Raw genomic sequence first — 18,847 nt, 5'->3', positions numbered from 1 at the left:
CGCCTGAGATCCCGACTTTCGTCGGGATGACGATTTGGGCGGGGTACGGCGATTTGGGGCTTAGCCCTTCGCCCGCGCCGCCTGTCGCGCGATCGTCACCGCTTCGGCTTCCGCCAGAACCTCGCCCGCGCTGCCCGAATGCATCAGTGCGCGTTCGGCTTCGCGGACGCGATCGATCGCGCGGACAAGCTGGGTGCCATTCCAGCGGCGCAGAGCGCGGCCGGTCGCCGCTTTCTCGCGGAAGAAAACCCGATGTTTCTCAAGCACTTCATCCATGTCGCCACCGCGATCCAGGTCGATCCGCATTTCGGCCATGCCCTGTAGCCGCCGGGCGAGCTGGCGCATCAGCGGTACGCCGATGCCTTCGCCCAGCCGGGCCAGTTCGAGGCCGATATCGCCGACCCGGCCATCGACCACCGCGGTGATCGCGTCGCTCAGGTCGGAGTCGCCCAGATCGGCGCCGATCGCGTCGAGCGCGGCGCTGTCGGCGTCCTTGGGCCGGTCCGGAGCGGCGTCGAGGAAAAGGGCGAGCTTCTCGATCTCGCGGGCCAGGATCGCCCGATCGCCAGCGGTGGCGGCGGCCAGGCGTTGGGGAACGTCGCCCATCAGGCGCAGGCCATGTTCGCGGGCGACATTGGAGGCGAGGCGCGTCGCATCGACGCCCTCGGGTACGTAGCAGGCATGCGCCCAGGCGTTCTGCGCGGCGATCACCGCCTTGACCAGCTTGCCGCTCGCCTTGAGCCCTGGACCGATCGCGACCACCGGGTTTCCGGCTGTCTGGGCGGTCAGCAGCAGCGAAATAGCCTCCGCGGCACCTTCCTCCACGCCGAGGACACGGACATAGCGCGTGCCGCCGAACAGGGAGAGCGAGGCCGCCTCGTCGGCGAGCCTGCCAGGCTGCTCGCGCAGGGCCTTCATGTCGAGATCGATGCGTTCGGCTTCGGGCCCCAGCGCCTTGCCGAGCCGCGATGCCAGGTCCGCGGCGCCCGCTTCATCGGGGCCGTGGAACAGGTAGAGCCGCGTATCGGGGTTGAGCTTGTCGATCGCGGCGCGGATTTGCGTCGCGTTGGCCTTCACTGGCCGCCCGCGGGCGCGGTCTGCGCGTAGCGGGCGACGCGCGCGACGATCTGGTCGGCGACGATGCCCGAAAGCCGCTCGAGCGCGCTCTTCTCGGCCGCGATCGTGGCATATTCGCTGCCGACCACGTCGATGCCGGCGTCGGAGCCGGCGGTGGCGTCGAGCACGACATTGCCGTTGCTCAGGTCGACCAGCTGGTAGCGCGCGCGCAGCATCCGTCGTTCGCGCGACACCGAGTCGTCGCGGCGGACGCCAAGGCCGCTGATCTGGTCGTCGAGCTTCACCTCGAGCCGGAAGCGGGCAGGGGCATCGTTATGGTCGAGCCGGTCCTTGAGCGCATTGGCGACCAGCCAGCCGGACTGGCCCTGGATCGGCGCGACCTCGACCGCGGAGAGAGTGGAGCGCACCGCGCCATCGGGACCGCCGCCATAGAGCGGACGAAGCCCGCAGCCGGACAAAGCCAGCCCTGCGGCGGCGAGGAGCGCTATCCGCTTCATGCGACGATATTCACCAGACGATCGGGCACGACGATCACCTTCTTCGGTTGCTTGCCTTCGAGCGCCCTAACGATCTTCTCGCTGGCAAGTGCCGCCGCCTCGGTAACATCCTTGGCCGCGCCCTTCGGCATTAGCAGCGTATCGCGCAGCTTGCCATTCACCTGGACGGCGATCGTCACTTCATCGTCGACGAGCAGGGCGGGATCCACGACGGGCCATTCGGCATCGGCGATCAGACCGGGATTGCCCCAATCGGCCCAGGCCTGCTCGGCGATGTGCGGCACCATCGGCGCGACGATGCGGGCCAGGGCGCGGATCGCCTGGGTGCGCGAGGCAGAGGGCTGGGCCTTCTCGATCGCCCCGACCAGCTCATAGAGCTTGGCGACGGACTTGTTGAAGGTCAGCGCCTCGACATCCTCGGCAACGCCCGCGATCGTGCGGTGCAGGCGCTTGTCGAGATCCTTGTCCTCGCCCGTGCCGGCTTCGTCTTCGGTGACGCTGTGGAAGAGCCTCCAGAGGCGGTTCACGAAGCGCCAGGCGCCCTCGATGCCGTTCTCGCTCCACTCCAGGTCGCGCTCGGGCGGGCTGTCGGAGAGCATGAACCAGCGCACCGCGTCGGCGCCATACTGGTCGACGATCGGCTCGGGATCGACGGTGTTCTTCTTCGACTTGGACATCTTCTCGATGCGGCCGATCTCGATCGGCTCGCCCGAGGCGAGTTCCACCGCGCCGGCGCTGTCCTTGCGGATCTCCTGCGGGGAGAGCCAGCGGCCGTCGAGGCTCTTGTAGGTCTCGTGCGTCACCATGCCCTGGGTGAACAGGCCGGCGAAGGGCTCCGCCACGTCGAGCTTGCCGATATGGCGCAGCGCCCGGGTGAAGAAGCGCGCATAGAGCAGGTGCAGGATCGCATGCTCGACGCCGCCGATATACTGGCCGACCGGCAGCCACTGCTCGGCAACCGCCTTGTCGAATGGCTTGTCCTTGGGCTGGCTGGCGAAGCGGATGAAATACCAGGAGGAATCGACGAAGGTGTCGAGCGTGTCGGTCTCGCGGCGGGCAGGTGCACCGCACTTGGGGCAGTCGACGTGCTTCCAGGTCGGATGGCGGTCGAGCGGGTTGCCGGGGATGTCGAACGACACGTCCTCGGGCAGCACGATCGGCAGCGATTCACGCGGGGCGGGGACCACGCCGCAGCTCTCGCAATGGATGATCGGGATCGGCGTGCCCCAATAGCGCTGGCGGCTGACGCCCCAGTCGCGCAGGCGCCACACCGTCTGGCCCTTGCCCCAGCCGCCATCCTCGGCGCGCTGGATGACGGCGCGCTTGGCGTCCGCCACGTCCATCCCGTCGAGGAAGTGCGAGTTCACCAGCGTGCCGGGGCCGGTATAGGCTTCGGTATCGTGGAACGCGGCCTCGGTCTTGTCGCCTTCGGAGACGACGCGGCGGATCGGCAGCTTGTATTTGGTGGCGAACTCGAAGTCGCGCTGGTCGTGCGCCGGCACGCCGAACACGGCGCCGGTGCCATAGTCCATCAGCACGAAATTGGCGATGTAGACCGGAATTTGCCAAGTAGAATCAAAGGGATGCGTGGCAGTGATGCCGGTATCATAGCCCAGCTTCTCCTGCGTCTCCAGCTCGGCTGCGGTGGTGCCGCCCTGCTTGCAGCGCTCGATGAACGCCTGGACGTCCGGATTACCCTCCGCCAGCTTCTGGGCGATCGGATGGTCCGCCGCGATCGCGACGAAGCTCGCGCCGAAGATCGTGTCCGGCCGGGTGGTGTAGACGGTCAACTGCTCGCCGTCGGACAGGGTCCAGTGGAACTCCAGGCCCTCGGACTTGCCGATCCAGTTCTCCTGCATCAGCTTGACCTTGTCCGGCCAGTGCTCGAGCCCCTGGACGCCGGTCAGCAGGTCATCGGCGAACTCGGTGATCTTGAGGAACCATTGGGAGAGCTTGCGCCGCTCGACCAGCGCGCCCGAGCGCCAGCCGCGCCCGTCGATCACCTGCTCGTTGGCGAGCACGGTCATGTCGACCGGGTCCCAGTTGACCGCCGATTCCTTGCGATAGACCAGGCCGTTCTCGAAGAAATCGAGGAAGATCGCCTGTTCGTGCCCGTAATATTCGGGTTCGCAGGTGGCGACCTCGCGGGTCCAGTCGAGCGCGAAGCCGAGGCGCTTCAGCTGCGCCTTCATCGTCGCGATATTGGCACGGGTCCAGCTGCCCGGATGGACCTTCTTCTCCATCGCGGCATTCTCGGCCGGCATGCCGAATGCGTCCCAGCCCATCGGGTGGAGCACTTCCATGCCCTTCATCCGCCGGAACCGGGCGAGCACGTCGCCCATCGTGTAGTTGCGGACATGCCCCATATGGATGCGCCCCGAAGGATAGGGGAACATCTCGAGGACATAGGACTTGGGCTTGGACGAATCGTCACGCGCGGCAAAGGTGCGGTTCTCTTCCCACACCTTCTGCCACGCGGCGTCCGCCTTCAACGGGTTGAAGCGAGACAAGTCAGTTCCTGCTGTTTTAGTCGCGGTGCCGGCCCGCTCCCCCATCCGGCCTCCCATAGAATGCTGCCGTTGGGAGGCCGGGTGGGGGAGCGGGCCGGTGCCGCCCGAATTAATCAGTGGCGACCGCAGCGCGACGCAGGTCGCGGGCGCGGGTGAGGATGATGTCCTCGAGCTTCTGCACCGTCGCGGCCTGGACGGGTGCTGCGACCCAGGCGCCGCTGCGGTTGACTTCGCGGAGTGCCGCGACGCGCAGCGCATCGGCGCGCAGATCCTGGTCGAGGATCGTCACGGTCACCTTCATCCGCTCGGTCTGGACGTTCGGGTTCACGTACCAGTCGGTCACGATCACGCCGCCGTTGGAGTCGGTCTGGAGCAGCGGCATGAAGCTCAGCGTGTCGAGGCTGGCGCGCCACAGATAGGAATTCACGCCGATCGTGGTCACCTTCGAAGCGGCGAGATCGGCCTCGGGGCGCTTGTTGTGACCGCCGCACGCGGTGATCGAGAGAGCGAGCGACCCAAGGATCGCGGTGCGCAACAGGCGGTTCATCGTCACATTCCTACCAGGCGAGAAAGTCGGTGAGCATCTATAGTGGCGCTTGTGGCGGGAGCAAGGCGGGAAGCCATGACCCGATTCGCACGTTTGAAACACTTCTGGTGCAACGGCCCGCAACCGGATTCTGTGGGTATGATGCAACACCGGCACGAAATTTATGCCACCGGTGGAACGGCGTCTCGGAATCGTGGTAGGACAAATTATCTAGGGGTGCATGAAGATGCGAGTCGGGCGGACAAAGGCGGGAATTGGACTGGGGGTGCTCTGCGCTGCCGGCCTTCTGCTTGCGCCGGCGATTCAGGCCCAGACCAGCAAGGGTGATCGCGCTCTTGCCGCTAAGCGCAGTTCCATTCCGGCGCGCGCTGGCGTCGGCATCTTCACGCCGGCGGCCGCAGATCCCAAGCTCGCCGCGGTGCTCGCCCGTTCGGGCCTGCCCGAAGGCACCTTCCGTTTCACTCCGGCCGAATCGCGTGGCACTGCCCGTGGCGTGACGGTCGCGGTCCGTGCCAGCTCAAGCCGTGCGCTCCGCAGCCGTGACGTGACGCGTGACGTCGCCGATGCGGCGACGCCGGTCAATCTGGCCCCGATCTCGTACAATCTCGGCGTCTCGGTCGGCTGGAAGCGCCTTGCCGTCTCGGGCGACGTGACTCGCGTCGAGCTGGTCGACCAGCCTGGCAGCCGCGAGCGCGCCGATATCGGCGTCAGCTATACCGGCAAGCGTCTGAGCGGCCGTCTGAGCGCGACCTCGGATCGTCCGCTTGCCAACACGCCGGTGCTGATCGGCGACAAGCCGAGCTACTCGATCGACGTCGGCGGCAGCTATTCGCTGACCCGCAACCTCGATGTGACCGCCGGCCTGCGCTATCGCAGCGAGGAAGATCGCCTGCCCAAGCTCAACGAGGGCCGCCGCGAGAGCCAGGCGGTCTATGTGGGCACCGCCTTCCGCTTCTGACGGCGTAGCCGTCATCCCGACGGAAGTCGGGATCTCGGACCACTAGCCTTTCCCCTTCGTCCAGGCGTCGATCGCCGCCCAGCCATGGATCCCGAGCCGCCCGAGGCTCCTCGCCCGGCGTGCGTCCATGCCGCCCAGCGCGATCACCGGCACGTCGAGCCCGCGCACCAGCAGCCCGAAGCGGGACCGCCCCAATGCCGTTGCGCCCGGATGCGAGCGGGTAGGGAAGGCCGGCGAGACGAACAGGGCATCGGCACCCGCGCGGATCGCCGCCATCGCCTCGCGCCGGTCATGCGCCGGCGCCGTGCGCAGACCCCGTCCGCGCCCGCCATGCACGCCGGCTTCGCCGCGCATCGGTTCGTTCCCGGCGCGGATCATCACCAGACGCCGCCGCCGTGCCACCTTCAGCACCCTGGCGAACAATGCGCGTCTCTCGGCCGGGGGCAGCCCATAGTGCCGGAACACCACCCCGCCACCAGGCGGCAGGTGCTCGAGCGCATCCCATAGCGCATCGCCCATCCGTTCGTCGGTCATCAGCCAAAGGCGCGGCAGGGGGTGGCGGCGGGGCATCGCCCTGCCTATAGCGCGCACCATGCCGATAGAAGAAGCCAGCCAGCGCCTCGCCGATGTGCGTGCGCGCATCGCGCATGCCGCGAAGATCGCCGACCGCAAGGCCGATGCTGTCACGCTGATCGCGATCTCGAAGACGCACGACGCCGATGCCATCCAGCCGCTGATCGATGCGGGCCAGCGCGTGTTCGGCGAGAATCGCGTGCAAGAGGCCGAGGGCAAGTGGCCGAAGTTGCGCGAGACGACTCCCGATGTCGCGCTGCACCTGGTGGGCCAGCTCCAGTCGAACAAGGCCGAGGATGCGGTCGCGCTGTTCGACGCGATCCATTCGGTCGACCGGCTCTCGCTGGTCGCCGCGCTGGCCAGGGCGATGGACAAGGCCGGCAGGCGCCCTGCCTGCTTCATCCAGGTCAATATAGGCGGTGAGGCGCAGAAGGGCGGCTGCTCGGTCGCCGATCTGCCCAGCCTGCTCGCCGAGGCGCGTACCGCCGATCTGCCGGTGCAGGGGCTGATGTGCGTGCCTCCGCTCGAGCTGGAGCCGGCCCCCTATTTCGCGCTGCTCGCCAAGATCGCGCGGGACCATGGCCTGGACGGGCTCAGCATGGGCATGTCGGGCGATTTCGAGACCGCGGTGACGATCGGCGCGACGCATGTCCGCGTCGGCACCGCGCTGTTTGGAGCACGCGCATGAAGTACGACGCCATTCTCTTCGATTTCGACGGCGTGCTGCTCGAGAGCGAATATGCCGGCAACAAGCAGATCGCCGCGTACCTCACCAGCATCGGCCACCCGACGAGTCCCGAGGATTCGATGGCCAATTTCATGGGCCTTTCCGGCGCCGACTTCCTCGGTGCGATCGAGAACTGGATCGGCCGCGCGATTCCCGACGACTTCCATGCCACCCGCGCCGAAGAGGATGCGCGCGTGCTGGAGGAAGGGCTTCCCGCGGTTGCCGGCGCGATCCGATTCGTCGAGGGGCTGCCCGCCGGCCTGCCGCGCGCTATCGCCTCGTCGAGCCGCACCGAATGGATCGACCGGCATCTCCGCCATCTCGGCATCCGCGATGCGTTTGGCGACCATATCTATAGCGGCCGCGAGCATGTGACGCGCGGCAAGCCGGCGCCCGATCTCTATCTCCATGCCGCTGCCGCGCTCGGGGTGCCGATCGAGCGCTGCGTGATCCTCGAGGATTCGCCGGTTGGCGTCACCGGCGCGGTCGCCTCGGGCGCGGACGTGATCGGCCTGTGCGCCGGCGCGCATTGCGCGCCCGACCATGCCGAACGGCTGCGCGCTCTGGGGGTGAAGCTGATCGCGCACGACTTCGACGAGGTCGCGCGCCTGGTCGCCTAGAAGCCGCGCGCTTCCCGGGCGAGCAGGTAGTCGCGCAACGCCATGGCGTCACTCAGCGCATTGTGCGGGCGTTTGCTCAGCGCGGCGCTGTCGAAGCCGAAGGCGTCGCACAGCTCGAAGCGGATCCGGTCGATCGGATAGCGATGGCCGGGCGCCGCGATCAGCAGGGTCGCGGCATGGGCGATGTCCTCCGGCCAGTCGGCAACGAGCAGCGGATCGGGATCATTGCCCAGATAGGCGGCGAAGGCCCGCCCCATCGCCTCGCGCGACACCGGCGTCACGTCGAGTACCGGCAGGATATGCTCGGCCACCCAGGGCGTCGGATCGGGACAGGGGAGCGCCGCATAGAAAGGCGCGCCGCCATCCTCGGGCACCAGCGCCAGCGCGATCAGCGGCCCGCCGAACCCGTTGAACTCGGTGTCGAGGAAATATCTCAGAGCTGGTGTCCTGTCCGGTCGCGCTTGGTGGCGAGATAGCGCTCGTTGTGCGGGTTGGGCGGGAGGAAATGCGGCACGCGTTCGACCACCGTCACGCCGGCGGTCTCCAGCGCGGCAACCTTCTCCGGATTGTTGGTGAGCAGCCGGATGCGGTGCTGGCCGAGCAGCGACAGCATCTTCGCCGCGGTGGCGAAGTTGCGCGCATCGATCGCGAAGCCCAGCCGGGTGTTGGCATCGACCGTGTCGAAGCCCTGGTCCTGCAGCGCATAGGCGCGCAGCTTGTTGATCAGCCCGATCCCGCGCCCTTCCTGGCGCAGATAGAGCAGGATCCCCCAGCCGCTCGCCCGGATCTCGCGGATCGCCGCCTGGAGCTGCGGCCCGCAATCGCACTTCAGCGAGCCGAGCACGTCGCCGGTCAGGCATTCGCTGTGCAGGCGGACGAGCGGCGGCTTGCCATTCGGTTCGCCGATCAGCAGCGCGACATGCTCGCCGGGCATCTCGTCGGTGCGGAAGGCGACGATCTCGCTGTCCTCGGCATCGAGCACGGGGAGGCGCGCGCGCGCGACGATGCGCAGCCGGTCGGCATCCTCGTGCGCGTCGATATCTTCGGGGGTGATCGTCTCCTCGCCGGCGGCCGGCCGCACGAAGAAGGCGGGCAGCAGCCCCGCGACCCGGGCGAGGCGCAGTGCCGCTGCGGAAAGCGCGGGCTCAACCAGCGGAATCGCGCGGAACGGGCCCTTCAGCGGCGTGGCCAGATCGAATTGCGGATCGGCCAGCGCCGTCGCGGTGTCGAAATCGAGCCAGGGCGCGCGCTGCACCAGCACCGGGGCATCGGGCGTCGCGGCATCGCGCTGGTTGGCGAGCTTGAGCGTCGCGGCGCGCCCGGCGGAGAGGAGCAGATCGGCCTGGCCGGCCTCGTCGAACGCGGCGAGGCGGCGGGCATCGGCGGTCTCGACCGCGAGCAGGGCGAGGTCACCGATGGCGATCGGCCAGCCCCGGCGCAGCGCATCGACGGCGCGGGCAGCGGCGTGTGCGCTCAAAAGTCGAACTCCGTCACGATGGGGACGTGGTCGGACGGCTTGAGCCAGGAGCGGCAGGGCTCGCAGACCTTGTGGCTGGTCGCCTTCTCGGCGACGTCGCGGCTGGCCCACATGTGATCGAGCCGGCGGCCGCGGTCCGAAGCGGCCCAGTCCTTCGCGCGGTAGCTCCACCAGCTGTAGTAGCGGGCAGGGGCGGGGACGAAGTGGCGGCCGAGATCGACCCAGTCGTTCGCCGCCTGCAGCCGGCCGAGCGTTTCTACTTCGATCGGGGTGTGGCTGACCACGTCGAGCAGCTGCTTGTGGCTCCACACGTCGCTCTCCAGCGGCGCCACGTTGAAGTCGCCGGTCAGGATCGAGGGCACGTTCAGGTCCTTCGACCAGGCGATCATCCGTTCGAGGAAATCGAGCTTCTGGCCGAACTTGGGGTTCAGCTCGCGGTTGGGGATGTCGCCGCCGGCGGGGACATAGACATTCTCGACCCGCACGCCGTTCGGCAGCCGGATGCCGACATGGCGCGCCTCGCCATTGGCCTGCCAGTCGAACCGGTCGTCCTCGACCACCGGCACGCGGGCGATGATCGCCACGCCGTGGTGCATGCGCTGGCCGTGCTTGATGATGTGGTCATAGCCGAGCGCGCGGAAGGCGCCTTCGGGGAAGTCCCCGTCGATCACCTTGGTTTCCTGGAGGCAGAGTACGTCCGGCGCTTCCTCGCGCAGGAACTGCTCGACGATCTCGATGCGGAAACGGACGGAGTTGATGTTCCAGGAGGCGATCTTCATCGCCCGGGATTTAGGAGGTGTTTGGCCTGTGCACCAGTGCCACAGCCCGCGCAGCGCGCAAAACGCGCCGGACATGGAAAGGCCCTCGTCCCGGGGGCAATGGAACGAGGGCCGACCTAGCGTTCGTCACGCAGGCGGGAAGTGAAGATCTCGGGTAACAGGGGGAAAATCCCGAGTACGCCTCCACATCCGCAAGACTGGTTCTAGGGTAGCCTACCTGTCGCCAGCATGAACGATGTTCAGCTTAGCGCGGGCCCTGCTTCCGCGGGTCGTTCCAGCGGAACGCTCCATCGCTGACATTGGCGTTGAACTGCTGATTCGAAAGGCGAATCGTCGTGCGATAATTCTGCGAATCCAGTGCCACCCAGCCCTGCAGCATCAGCCCGGCCGGGGCCGAGGGGTTCTTCTGGAAGATCAGGGTGATCCGGCCATATTCGGGGTGCGAATCGTCGCGCACTTCGACCGACACGACATTGTCGCTGCCCGTCGGCACCACCTTGGCGAACTTGGCGATGTCCTTTTTCGGGTTGAGCAGCACGGCGAGCGGCGAGTTGCCGATCGGCCAGCGCTCGACCTGGCGCACCTGGTAGTCGATGAAATAGAGACTGCGCCCGTCCGCGACGATCAGCTGGGGCACGCCCTTCTGATACTGGAAGCGGATCTTGCCGGGGCGCTTGAGCGTCATCGTGCCGGTGAGCGTGCGGCCGTTGCGGTCGGTCTGCGCGAAGCCGGCGGTCATCGAGCTCACCGATTCGAGATGCTGCTGCACCTGCGCGAGCTCGTTGGCCGGCGCGGGGGCGGCGGCCGAGACCAGCGCCGGCGCAGCAAGGGCGAGGCTGAAGGCGAGGGGCCGTGCAAACACGTGTCGTTTCTCCAAATTGCGGGGAAATGCCCTGGGAGACGGGGCTTGAATGTCCCCTGAACCCCCAAGACCGGCGTTTCGATCCCGTTACAGCTGCCGCCCGTCGGTATCCATCAGCACTTCGCGGCGGCCGACATGGTCGGGGCGCGAGACCAGCTCGTCCTTCTCCATCCGCTCGACCAGCCGCGCGGCCGAGTTGTACCCCACGCGCAGCTGGCGCTGCAGCCACGAGGTCGAGGCCTTCTGGCTCTCCGCCACCAGCTGGATCGCCCGGCGATAGAGCTGGTCCTCGGGCGAATCGTCGCCTTCGGGCGCGCCGTCCAGGCTGAACCCGCCATCCTCGGGCTCCTCGGTGACCGCCGAGATATAGTCGGGCGTGCCCTGCGCGCGCCAGTGATCGGCCACCGCCTGGACTTCGTCGTCGCTGACGAACGGCCCGTGCACGCGGACCAGCTGCTTGCCGCCGGGCATGTAGAGCATGTCGCCCTTGCCGAGCAGCTGCTCGGCGCCCTGCTCGCCCAGGATGGTGCGCGAATCGATCTTGCTGGCGACGTAGAAGGAGAGGCGCGTCGGCAGGTTCGCCTTGATCACGCCGGTGATGACGTCGACCGAGGGGCGCTGCGTCGCCATGATCAGGTGGATGCCGGCCGCACGCGCCTTCTGCGCGAGCCGCTGGATCAGAAATTCGACTTCCTTGCCCGCGGTCATCATCAGGTCGGCGAGCTCGTCGACGATCACCACGATCTGCGGCAGCGGATTCAGCTCGAGCGCTTCCTCCTCGTAGATCGGCTTGCCGCTGTCGGGGTCGTAGCCAACCTGCACCTTGCGCCCGATCTTCTGGCCCTTCGCCTTGGCCTGGCGCACCTTGTCGTTGAACGAGGCGAGGCTGCGGACATTGGCATAGGCCATCATCCGGTAGCGGTCCTCCATCTGCTCGACCGCCCATTTGAGCGCGCGCACCGCCTTGGCGGGCTCGGTGACGACGTCGGCGAGGAGGTGGGGAATGTCCTTGTACATGCTCAGCTCGAGCATCTTCGGATCGATCATGATCATCCGGCATTGCTCGGGCGTCAGCCGGTAGAGCAGCGACAGGATCATGCAGTTGAGGCCCACCGACTTGCCCGAGCCGGTGGTGCCGGCGACGAGCAAATGCGGCATCGGCGCCAGGTCGGCGATCACGGCGTCGCCGGCGATGTTCTTGCCGAGCACGAGGGGCAGGGTGGCGCCCTGGTCCTCGAAGGTCTGGCTGGCGACCAGCTCGTGCAGGTTGACCGGCTCGCGCACCGCATTGGGCAGCTCGATGCCGATCACGCTGCGCCCCGGGATCGTCGCGATGCGCGCCGAGGTGGCGGACATGTTGCGCGCCACGTCGTCGGCCAGCTGGATCACCCGGCTCGCCTTGATGCCGGCGGCCGGCTCCAGCTCGTACATGGTGACGACCGGGCCCGGGCGGACCTCGACGATCTGGCCCTTCACGTTGAAATCGTCGAGCACGCTTTCGAGTAGCCGGGCGTTGCGCTCGAGCGCCGCCTTGTCGATCCCGGCATTCTTGTTGACCGGCGGCGGCTTGAGCAGGTCGATCGAGGGCAGCTGGTAGCTGTCCTTGAAGTCGAGGCTGGTCTGGGTCGGCGGCTTGGTGCGCACCGGCGCGGGCGCGACGTTGCGCTCGGCGATCACCGGGCCCGGGCGATTGTCCGGGACCACCGTCTTGCGCGGCTCGCGGCCCTCGCGGATCCGGGGTTCCTCGATGTCGCGCTCCCGCTCGCGTTCCCTGGGCTCGCGGGGCTCGGGGCCGCCGAGCAGCGCGGTCTTGGCCGGTCCCTTCAGGTTCGGGATGCTCGGCAGGCTCACCCGCTCGGGCAGCGAGAAGTCGAGGCTGCGCCACCAGATGAACAGGCCAGCCAGGCCGCATAGGACGCCAAGGCCGCGCCCGGCCCACAGGCTGATCACGGGATCGCCGGCCAGGCCGATCAGCCAGTTGAACAGCGCCGCGATCGTCAGGCCGGCCACGCCGCCCAGGCCGCCGGGCAGGGTCAGCACCGCGTCGGAGGAGAAGAAGGAAAGGGCGGTTGCCACGAAGAGCACGCCGATGCCGACGCCGCGGAACATCGTCCCCCAAGTGCCGACGGGCCGGTCCTTGAGCAGGCGATAGGCGACGATCAGCCCGACCGGCAGGAACAGCCATACCGCGGGCCCGACCAACGCATAGAGCAGGTCGGAGACCCAGGCGCCGGGATCGCCCATCCAGTTGCGCGCCGGGCCGGCGGCGGCGGTGTTCAGCGAGGGATCGGTCGCATGATAGCTGCCCAGCGCGACGCCGAGCGCGAGCATGCCCAGGAACAGGGCCGCTCCGCCGATCACCGCGCCGCTGCGGCGCGCGCCGGCCTTCATGGTTTCGCGCCAAAGCGGCGCTTGTGCCCGGGACGCCATGCCCAGCCTCCAGATTTTCAGGGGTGCGACGCGGTTAATCGCGCGAGCGGACTCCTGCGTCAAGCGTTCCCGGCACGTTCCGGCGCATCTGGTCACGCAACTTATTCCCGTCATCCCCGCAAAGGCGGGGATCCAGGGTTTCCATGCCGCCTCGCCTATGACTCTGGATCCCTGCCTTCGCGGGGATGACGAATGAAGAGACACGCGCTACGGCACCCCTATGGATCGCGCAGATGTCCTCATCCTTGGCGGCGGGCTGGTAGGCTCGGCGCTGGCCACCGCGCTCGACGCGCACGGCATTTCCTCGATCGTCGTCGATCCGGCGGATCCCGAACAGATCCTCGCCGCCCGGCACGATGGCCGCGCCTCGGCGATCGCCAGCGCACCGATGCGAATGTTCGAGGCGATCGGCGTGTCGCCGCGGCTGGCGGGGAAGGGCTGCCCGATCGAGGGCATCCGCGTCTCCGACGGGCTGGAGCCCGGCAAGCTCGATTTCGCCCCGCAGGAGGGCGATGGCGCGCTCGGCCACATGTTCGAGAACCGCATCCTGCGCACCGCGCTCTACGAGGCGGCGGTCGCGGCACCGCTGGCCGATGTCCGCATGCAGACCCGCGCGCTTCACGTGGAACGTGGCGAGTTCGGCGTCACCGCCCGGCTCAGCGACGGGACCACGGTCACCGCCCAGCTGCTGGTCGGCGCCGAGGGCCGCAATTCGCCGACGCGCGAGGCCGCGAATCTCAGCACCGCGCGCTGGAGCTATGATCACGCTGCCATGGTCGCCACGCTCGGCCATGAACGCAGCCACGAGAACATCGCCTTCGAGATCTTCTATCCCGAGGGGCCCTTCGCGATCCTGCCGCTGCTCGACGACGAGAACGGACATCGCTCGGCGGTGGTGTGGACGGTCAATGCCCGCGACGCCGTCGGCATGATGAAGATCTCCGAGCGCGCCTATCTGGCCGAGGCCGAGAAGCGGATGGGCGGCTTCCTGGGCAAGCTCGGGCCGCTCACCGCGCGCTTCAGCCACCCGCTCGGCTTCCACCACGCCGCCTGGATCACCAGCGACCGGCTGGCCCTGGTCGGCGATGCCGCGCACGGCATCCACCCGATCGCCGGCCAGGGCGTCAATGTCGGCTTCCGCGACGTCGCCACGCTGGTCGAGGTGCTGGTCGACGGCAAGCGGCTGGGCCTCGACATGGGCGATCCCCAGCTGCTCGCGCGCTACCAGCGCTGGCGCGGGCTCGACACCTTCATGGTCGCCGCCGCCACCGACGGGCTGACCCGGCTGTTCGGCATCCCCGGCAAGACCGCCAGCGCCGTCCGCCGCTTCGGCCTTTCGGCGGTCGACCGGCTGCCGCCCTTGAAGCACTGGTTCATGGCCGAAGCGCGCGGCGAGAGCGGCGACGTGCCCAAGCTGCTCCAGGGCATCACCGCGTGATCGCCGCGCTCGCGCTGCTGCTCGCCGGCCCGGGCGAGACCTTTCCCGATCCGATTGGCCCGGCGGCGGAGGGCAAGCTGCAATGCCATGTCCCCGATCGCGCGCGCCGCACCTGCCAGTCGCTGGCCAGCTATCGGCCCGACGGCAAGGGCGGCCTCCTGAATACCGCCGAAGTGCTGATCGCGCCCCAGGCGTCGCTGGTGATGCGTACTGTCACGCCGGTAGCCATCCGCGATGGCGCGATCTGCGGCCCGCTCAGCCGCGAAGCGATCGGAAAGGCCGAGTTCCTCGTCGATGGGGCGGTGCTCGATGCCGAGAAGACGGCGTCGCTGCGCGCCACCATCCTCGACAGTTGGGCGGCGATGCTCGATCACGAGGTCTGCACCCGCTACACGGTGAGCGGTGATCATCTCGTCGCGCACCCGGCGGTGGACGGCAAGCCGGACGCGGCGACGATGGACCTGATCTGGGTGAGCCCGGCCGAGGACTATCGGGTCGCGCCGTAGCGCATAGCCGGGGAGATCAAGCGGTGTTCCTTCTCCTGGCAATGTTCCTCCCGCAATCAGACGCGGCACCGGAGCCCGTGGCGGCCGAGCTGGTCGAGATCGTCGCCGGCCCCAGGCGCTATTTCCATGCCGGCGAGGAGCGGGAAGGGTGCCCGGCGCCGACCGCCGCCTGCCGCCGCAAGGGCTATGTCGTCGGCGGCGACCGGCTGGTCGCCTGGGAAGCCAGGGGCGCGTTGACCCGCGTCACCTATCTCGCCCCCGGCTCGGATCGGCCGAGCGAAGGCTGGGTCGAGAGCGCGGCGCTGCGCCGCGTGCCGCTTGTCTCGCCGCGCGCATCCGACTGGATCGGCGGCTGGACCGGCTGGGAATCGGAGATCGACATCACCCGCGGTGCGAAGCCGGGCACGTTCCACATCGGCGGCAATGCCACCTGGGGCGCGCATGATCCGGACCGGGTGAAGCGCGGCGGCGTCAATTTCGGCATGCTCGGTGCCGATCTGCCCGCACCCAAGGGTGACAGCCTGGCCTTTGCCGATTCGGAAGAGGCCGATTGCCGCGTCACGCTCCGCCTGCTCGGCCCCTATCTGGTTGCCCGCGACAATGGCCGCTGCGGCGGGATGAACGTCACCTTCACCGGCACCTATCGGCGCTGAGCCTATCAGGGGGAATATCCATGCGTCTGCCGTTCCTGTTGGCCGGGCTGTTGTGCGCCTCGCCGGCGCTGGCCGATACCACGGCCGTCTATGCGTTCCCGAACGATGCCGCGATCGTGACCGTCGAGATCGCCTCGGGCGGCAACCTGCGTATCACGATCAGCGGCAAGGTGATCGAGGAAGCTCGGCAGAAGCTTCCCACGGCACAGCAGGACGATGTCGGTCTCTATGGCCTGATCGTGCGCGATGGCGAGGGCTATATCGTCGAGCCGGGCCAGGATGGTTCGCTCGCCGTGGTGCGCCAGGGAGACATGGAGCGGGCAATCCGCGAGATTCTCGAAGAGCGCCAGAATGTTCCGCCTTCGGACGACGAATCGGGCGGATCGCCGTTCGTCGAGCAGGGGACCGTCACGATCGGCGGTCGCATCGGGCGCGCCTTCTATCGCGGCACTGATCGCGCCACGCCGGCGGTGGTGGTCACCACCGATCCCGACCTCGCCGAGCTGGCGGCGGCGATGCAGCGTCAATATTCCAGCCGGGCCAGGGGGATCGGCGTGATCGGCCTGCCCAATGTGAGCGGCCCGATGCGTGCGGCCCTCGCACAGGGTGCGCCGATCGCCCTGGGCGGCATGCAGCTCAGGAGCGTGAAGCACGATCCGATTCCTTCCGCGCGATTCGCCTTGCCGCAGCCGCCGCGGACGCTGGATCAGGTGCGGGCGATGGTGGCGCCGAGGAAGATTCTCGACCTGCCCTGAGGCCTATTGCAGCGTGCCGCTCTCGTCGCCGTCGTGGCGGCCGTAGAATTGCATCAGCTGGACGATCAGCTCGGATCGTTCGCTCAGCGTATCCGCCTCCAGCAGCGCCTGTTTCGAAGCGGCGTCGAAGGGTGCGATCTGGGCGATGCCGTTGACCAGCGATTCGTCATCGAGCCGCGAGACCGCTTCCCAGTCGACCGCATAGCCCAGGCCATCGGCGAATCGGCGCGATTCGATCTCGAGCGCGGCGCGCTCGGCAAGGGCGAGGATCTCGCTCTCGCCTACCGTTTCCAGCTCGGCCTCGACCTGGCGGAACGGCGTCGTGACGTCGAGTTCGCGCAGCACGGCGAAACGGGCCAGCCCCTCGAGCACGATGTCGAATCGCCCGTCGTCCAGCGCCTCCACCTCGGCGATCCGGCCGACACAGCCGATGTCGAACAGGGCGGGCGGGCTGGCGGTGTCGCGCGGCTGAATCATGCCGATTCGCCGGTCCCGGGCGAGGGCATCCGATATCATCGCCCGGTAGCGCGGCTCGAAGATGTGCAGTGGCAGATGCATTCGCGGGAAGAGCAGCGCGCCCCCGAGCGGGAACACCGAAAGGCGCGCGATCTTCCCCGAGCGGATCATCCGAACAGGATCGCCGACAGCTTGCGGCGCTGTGCCGAGACCCAGGGATCCTCGAGGCCGACCGCCTCGAACAGCTTGAGCAGGCGCTGACGCGCGGCGCCTTCGTTCCACTCGCGGTCGTCCTGCACCATGGCGAGCAGGGTCGTGGCGGCGGCGTCGCGGTCGCCCGAGGCCATCTGGCCGCCGGCGAGCTCGTAGCGCGCTTCCATGTCGCCGGTGGCCGCCTGGGCGGCCAGGCCGCTGAGGTCCTCGACCGGCGTCGCTTCCCTGGCGAGCGCGATCGCAGCGCGGGCCTGCTCGATCTCGGCGCCCTTGGCGTCCTCGGGCAGCGCTGCGAGTACCGCCTCGGCTTCGTCGGCCCGGCCCAGCGCGAGCAGCGCACGGGCGCGGCCGGCGGCGATCTGCGGGTGCTCGGGGGCAAGCTCGGCGATCTGCTCGAAGACCGAGAGGGCGCGCTCGGCATCGCCCTCGGCCAGCACCTGCTCGCCCATGGCGATCAGCGGCTCGAGTTCGGCCTCGGCCTGCGCGTCGGCGCTCTCCACCGGCAGCTGGCGGAGAATCTGGTCGAGCATCGTGCGCAGCTGCGATTCGGTGCGTGCGGACGAGAGATCGGCGACCAGCTGGCCCTGGAACATCGCATAGACGGTCGGAATCGAGCGGACCTGGAACTGGCTGGCGATGAACTGATTCGCGTCGACGTCCACCTTGGCGAGCAGCACGCCCTTGCCGGCATAGTCCTCGGCGACCTTTTCGAGCACCGGGGCGAGCGCCTTGCAGGGGCCGCACCACTCCGCCCAGAAATCGATGATGACCAGGCTGGTCATCGAGGGCTCGACGACGTCGCGGCGGAACGCGTCGACGGCTTCCTTCTCCGCGGGGGTGAGTCCAAGCGTGGCCAAGATGGTGCTCCTGAAATGCACTGTTACGGTTGTGCGCTTATGTGGGCTTTCCGGGCGAAAGCGCCAAGCCTCTAAAAAAACTGCACGCATGGGGTTGCCGGCCCCAAAAGCCGGTGCTAGTGGCCGCGCCTCACCCAGCCCGGTGGCGCTTCGCTGCCCCGGACTAGAACGCCAGAGCGGGCGTAGCTCAGGGGTAGAGCACGACCTTGCCAAGGTCGGGGTCGAGGGTTCGAATCCCTTCGCCCGCTCCAGCGTTTCCTGCCGGATTTCCGGCACTTTTCCAGGAAACTTGAGAGAACGCTCTGGCTCGCGGTGATGCGTGCCTGCGCTATGCCATGGGATGGCTTGCGCAGCCCCGGGTCGCGGTGACAAAGTGTTGCCGATGATGATCGCACGGCTCGCTCTGGCGCTTGGCGCCGCTCTCCTCGCCTCCGCTGCCCCGCTTCCCGATGGAATCGAGGGCGTCTGGCGCAATCCGCACAACAGCGTGCACATCCGCTACGAATCCTGCGGCAAGGGCGCGATCTGCGGCACGGTCGTCTGGGCCAGCGACAAGGCAATCGCCGACGCGAAGCGCGGCGGCACCGAGAATCTCATCGGCACCTCGATCTTCCGCAATCTCTATCCGGCCGGCGCGAATCGCTGGAAGGGTAGCGTGTTCGTGCCGGACATCAAGAAGACCTTCTCCGGCACCGTGACGATCGAAGGCGACAGGATGATCGGCCGTGGCTGCCTGTTGCTCGGCGTCGGCTGCAAGTCGCAGACCTGGTCGCGGGTGGCCGAGTGAAGCCGTAAGGCCCTGCCGATTCGCGCGGACTGATTCGCGAACGCTGCGTTTCCGGAACGACCCCTTGTCCGGAGCGGCACCGCTTTCCACTTCAGCGGGCATACAGGTTCCAACCGCAAGAAGTC

20 protein-coding genes and 1 tRNA gene are annotated in these 18,847 nt (G+C 68.1%); 9 read left to right on the top strand and 12 right to left on the bottom strand.

Annotated elements, in window-relative coordinates; genetic code table 11:
* Positions 1-60 precede the first annotated feature (60 nt).
* From holA to GGR46_RS16200, 4 genes are all read right to left on the bottom strand, one after another.
* Positions 61-1,077: a DNA polymerase III subunit delta gene (holA, locus tag GGR46_RS16215; protein WP_183999077.1), complete on the bottom strand. Its 1,017-nt coding sequence runs from the start codon at positions 1,075-1,077 to the stop codon at positions 61-63.
* Positions 1,074-1,574, bottom strand: coding sequence for an LPS assembly lipoprotein LptE (lptE, locus tag GGR46_RS16210; protein WP_183999076.1), 501 nt, complete (start codon positions 1,572-1,574; stop codon positions 1,074-1,076). The genes holA and lptE overlap by 4 nt, the downstream gene beginning before the upstream one ends.
* Positions 1,571-4,084 (bottom strand): leucine--tRNA ligase, encoded by a 2,514-nt coding sequence (gene leuS / locus GGR46_RS16205; protein ID WP_246426191.1) that lies wholly within the window; start codon positions 4,082-4,084, stop codon positions 1,571-1,573. Before leuS ends, lptE begins: the two co-directional genes overlap by 4 nt.
* A 109-nt stretch (positions 4,085-4,193) precedes the next feature.
* Positions 4,194-4,631 carry a DUF3576 domain-containing protein gene (locus GGR46_RS16200; protein ID WP_183999074.1) on the bottom strand — a complete coding sequence of 146 codons (438 nt, stop codon included), beginning with the start codon at positions 4,629-4,631 and terminating at the stop codon, positions 4,194-4,196.
* A gap of 220 nt (positions 4,632-4,851) precedes the next feature.
* Here GGR46_RS16200 and GGR46_RS16195 point away from each other — a divergent pair, with 220 nt between their 5' ends.
* Positions 4,852-5,589, top strand: a complete 738-nt coding sequence (locus GGR46_RS16195; RefSeq protein ID WP_183999073.1) for a hypothetical protein — start codon at positions 4,852-4,854, stop codon at positions 5,587-5,589.
* Positions 5,590-5,631: 42 nt separating this feature from the next.
* On the opposite strand, the gene GGR46_RS16190 is transcribed toward GGR46_RS16195, so the two are convergent.
* Positions 5,632-6,123: a thiamine phosphate synthase gene (locus GGR46_RS16190; RefSeq protein ID WP_246426190.1), complete on the bottom strand. Its 492-nt coding sequence runs from the start codon at positions 6,121-6,123 to the stop codon at positions 5,632-5,634.
* 58 nt (positions 6,124-6,181) lie between these two features.
* Here GGR46_RS16190 and GGR46_RS16185 point away from each other — a divergent pair, with 58 nt between their 5' ends.
* On the top strand, positions 6,182-6,850 hold the full coding sequence (locus tag GGR46_RS16185; protein WP_183999071.1) for a YggS family pyridoxal phosphate-dependent enzyme: 669 nt from the start codon (positions 6,182-6,184) through the stop codon (positions 6,848-6,850).
* The gene (locus tag GGR46_RS16180; RefSeq protein WP_183999070.1) at positions 6,847-7,509 is read left to right on the top strand and encodes an HAD family hydrolase; all 663 of its coding nucleotides are present in this window, start codon (positions 6,847-6,849) and stop codon (positions 7,507-7,509) included. The genes GGR46_RS16185 and GGR46_RS16180 overlap by 4 nt, the downstream gene beginning before the upstream one ends.
* Here the strand turns inward: GGR46_RS16180 and GGR46_RS16175 are convergent.
* The 5 genes from GGR46_RS16175 to GGR46_RS16155 form a co-directional block, all read right to left on the bottom strand.
* The gene (locus GGR46_RS16175) at positions 7,506-7,883 is read right to left on the bottom strand and encodes a hypothetical protein (protein ID WP_343058199.1); all 378 of its coding nucleotides are present in this window, start codon (positions 7,881-7,883) and stop codon (positions 7,506-7,508) included. The genes GGR46_RS16180 and GGR46_RS16175 overlap by 4 nt on opposite strands.
* Positions 7,884-7,942: 59 nt before the next feature.
* On the bottom strand, positions 7,943-8,986 hold the full coding sequence (ribA, locus tag GGR46_RS16170) for a GTP cyclohydrolase II (RefSeq protein WP_183999069.1): 1,044 nt from the start codon (positions 8,984-8,986) through the stop codon (positions 7,943-7,945).
* The gene (locus GGR46_RS16165) at positions 8,983-9,765 is read right to left on the bottom strand and encodes an exodeoxyribonuclease III (protein ID WP_183999068.1); all 783 of its coding nucleotides are present in this window, start codon (positions 9,763-9,765) and stop codon (positions 8,983-8,985) included. The genes ribA and GGR46_RS16165 overlap by 4 nt, the downstream gene beginning before the upstream one ends.
* 244 nt (positions 9,766-10,009) lie before the next feature.
* Complete coding sequence (locus GGR46_RS16160) at positions 10,010-10,627, bottom strand: outer-membrane lipoprotein carrier protein LolA (RefSeq protein ID WP_183999067.1); 618 nt, start codon at positions 10,625-10,627, stop codon at positions 10,010-10,012.
* A gap of 87 nt (positions 10,628-10,714) precedes the next feature.
* Positions 10,715-13,057 (bottom strand): DNA translocase FtsK, encoded by a 2,343-nt coding sequence (locus GGR46_RS16155; RefSeq protein WP_183999066.1) that lies wholly within the window; start codon positions 13,055-13,057, stop codon positions 10,715-10,717.
* 220 nt (positions 13,058-13,277) lie between these two features.
* Here GGR46_RS16155 and GGR46_RS16150 point away from each other — a divergent pair, with 220 nt between their 5' ends.
* The 4 genes from GGR46_RS16150 to GGR46_RS16135 are packed head-to-tail and all read left to right on the top strand — an operon-like array spanning position 13,278 to position 16,409.
* Positions 13,278-14,495 (top strand): UbiH/UbiF/VisC/COQ6 family ubiquinone biosynthesis hydroxylase, encoded by a 1,218-nt coding sequence (locus tag GGR46_RS16150; protein WP_183999065.1) that lies wholly within the window; start codon positions 13,278-13,280, stop codon positions 14,493-14,495.
* The gene (locus tag GGR46_RS16145) at positions 14,492-15,001 is read left to right on the top strand and encodes a hypothetical protein (protein WP_183999064.1); all 510 of its coding nucleotides are present in this window, start codon (positions 14,492-14,494) and stop codon (positions 14,999-15,001) included. The genes GGR46_RS16150 and GGR46_RS16145 overlap by 4 nt, the downstream gene beginning before the upstream one ends.
* A gap of 23 nt (positions 15,002-15,024) precedes the next feature.
* On the top strand, positions 15,025-15,654 hold the full coding sequence (locus GGR46_RS16140; protein ID WP_183999063.1) for a hypothetical protein: 630 nt from the start codon (positions 15,025-15,027) through the stop codon (positions 15,652-15,654).
* 20 nt (positions 15,655-15,674) lie between these two features.
* Positions 15,675-16,409, top strand: coding sequence for a hypothetical protein (locus GGR46_RS16135; protein WP_183999062.1), 735 nt, complete (start codon positions 15,675-15,677; stop codon positions 16,407-16,409).
* Between the two features lie 3 nt (positions 16,410-16,412).
* On the opposite strand, the gene GGR46_RS16130 is transcribed toward GGR46_RS16135, so the two are convergent.
* Both GGR46_RS16130 and GGR46_RS16125 read right to left on the bottom strand, forming a co-directional pair.
* Positions 16,413-17,036: an LON peptidase substrate-binding domain-containing protein gene (locus tag GGR46_RS16130; RefSeq protein WP_183999061.1), complete on the bottom strand. Its 624-nt coding sequence runs from the start codon at positions 17,034-17,036 to the stop codon at positions 16,413-16,415.
* The gene (locus GGR46_RS16125; protein ID WP_246426189.1) at positions 17,033-17,935 is read right to left on the bottom strand and encodes a tetratricopeptide repeat protein; all 903 of its coding nucleotides are present in this window, start codon (positions 17,933-17,935) and stop codon (positions 17,033-17,035) included. The genes GGR46_RS16130 and GGR46_RS16125 overlap by 4 nt, the downstream gene beginning before the upstream one ends.
* A 176-nt stretch (positions 17,936-18,111) precedes the next feature.
* Between GGR46_RS16125 and GGR46_RS16120 the strand changes: the two genes are divergently transcribed.
* Both GGR46_RS16120 and GGR46_RS16115 read left to right on the top strand, forming a co-directional pair.
* Positions 18,112-18,186: transfer RNA gene (locus GGR46_RS16120), tRNA-Gly, on the top strand.
* Positions 18,187-18,317: 131 nt separating this feature from the next.
* The gene (locus GGR46_RS16115; protein ID WP_183999059.1) at positions 18,318-18,722 is read left to right on the top strand and encodes a DUF2147 domain-containing protein; all 405 of its coding nucleotides are present in this window, start codon (positions 18,318-18,320) and stop codon (positions 18,720-18,722) included.
* Positions 18,723-18,847: the final 125 nt, after the last annotated feature.

The sequence above is a fragment of the Sphingomonas kyeonggiensis genome (assembly GCF_014196745.1).
GTDB lineage: Bacteria > Pseudomonadota > Alphaproteobacteria > Sphingomonadales > Sphingomonadaceae > Sphingomonas > Sphingomonas kyeonggiensis.
Note: the sequence above shows the minus strand (reverse complement) of the source record. Positions and strands in the feature narration are given on the sequence as shown.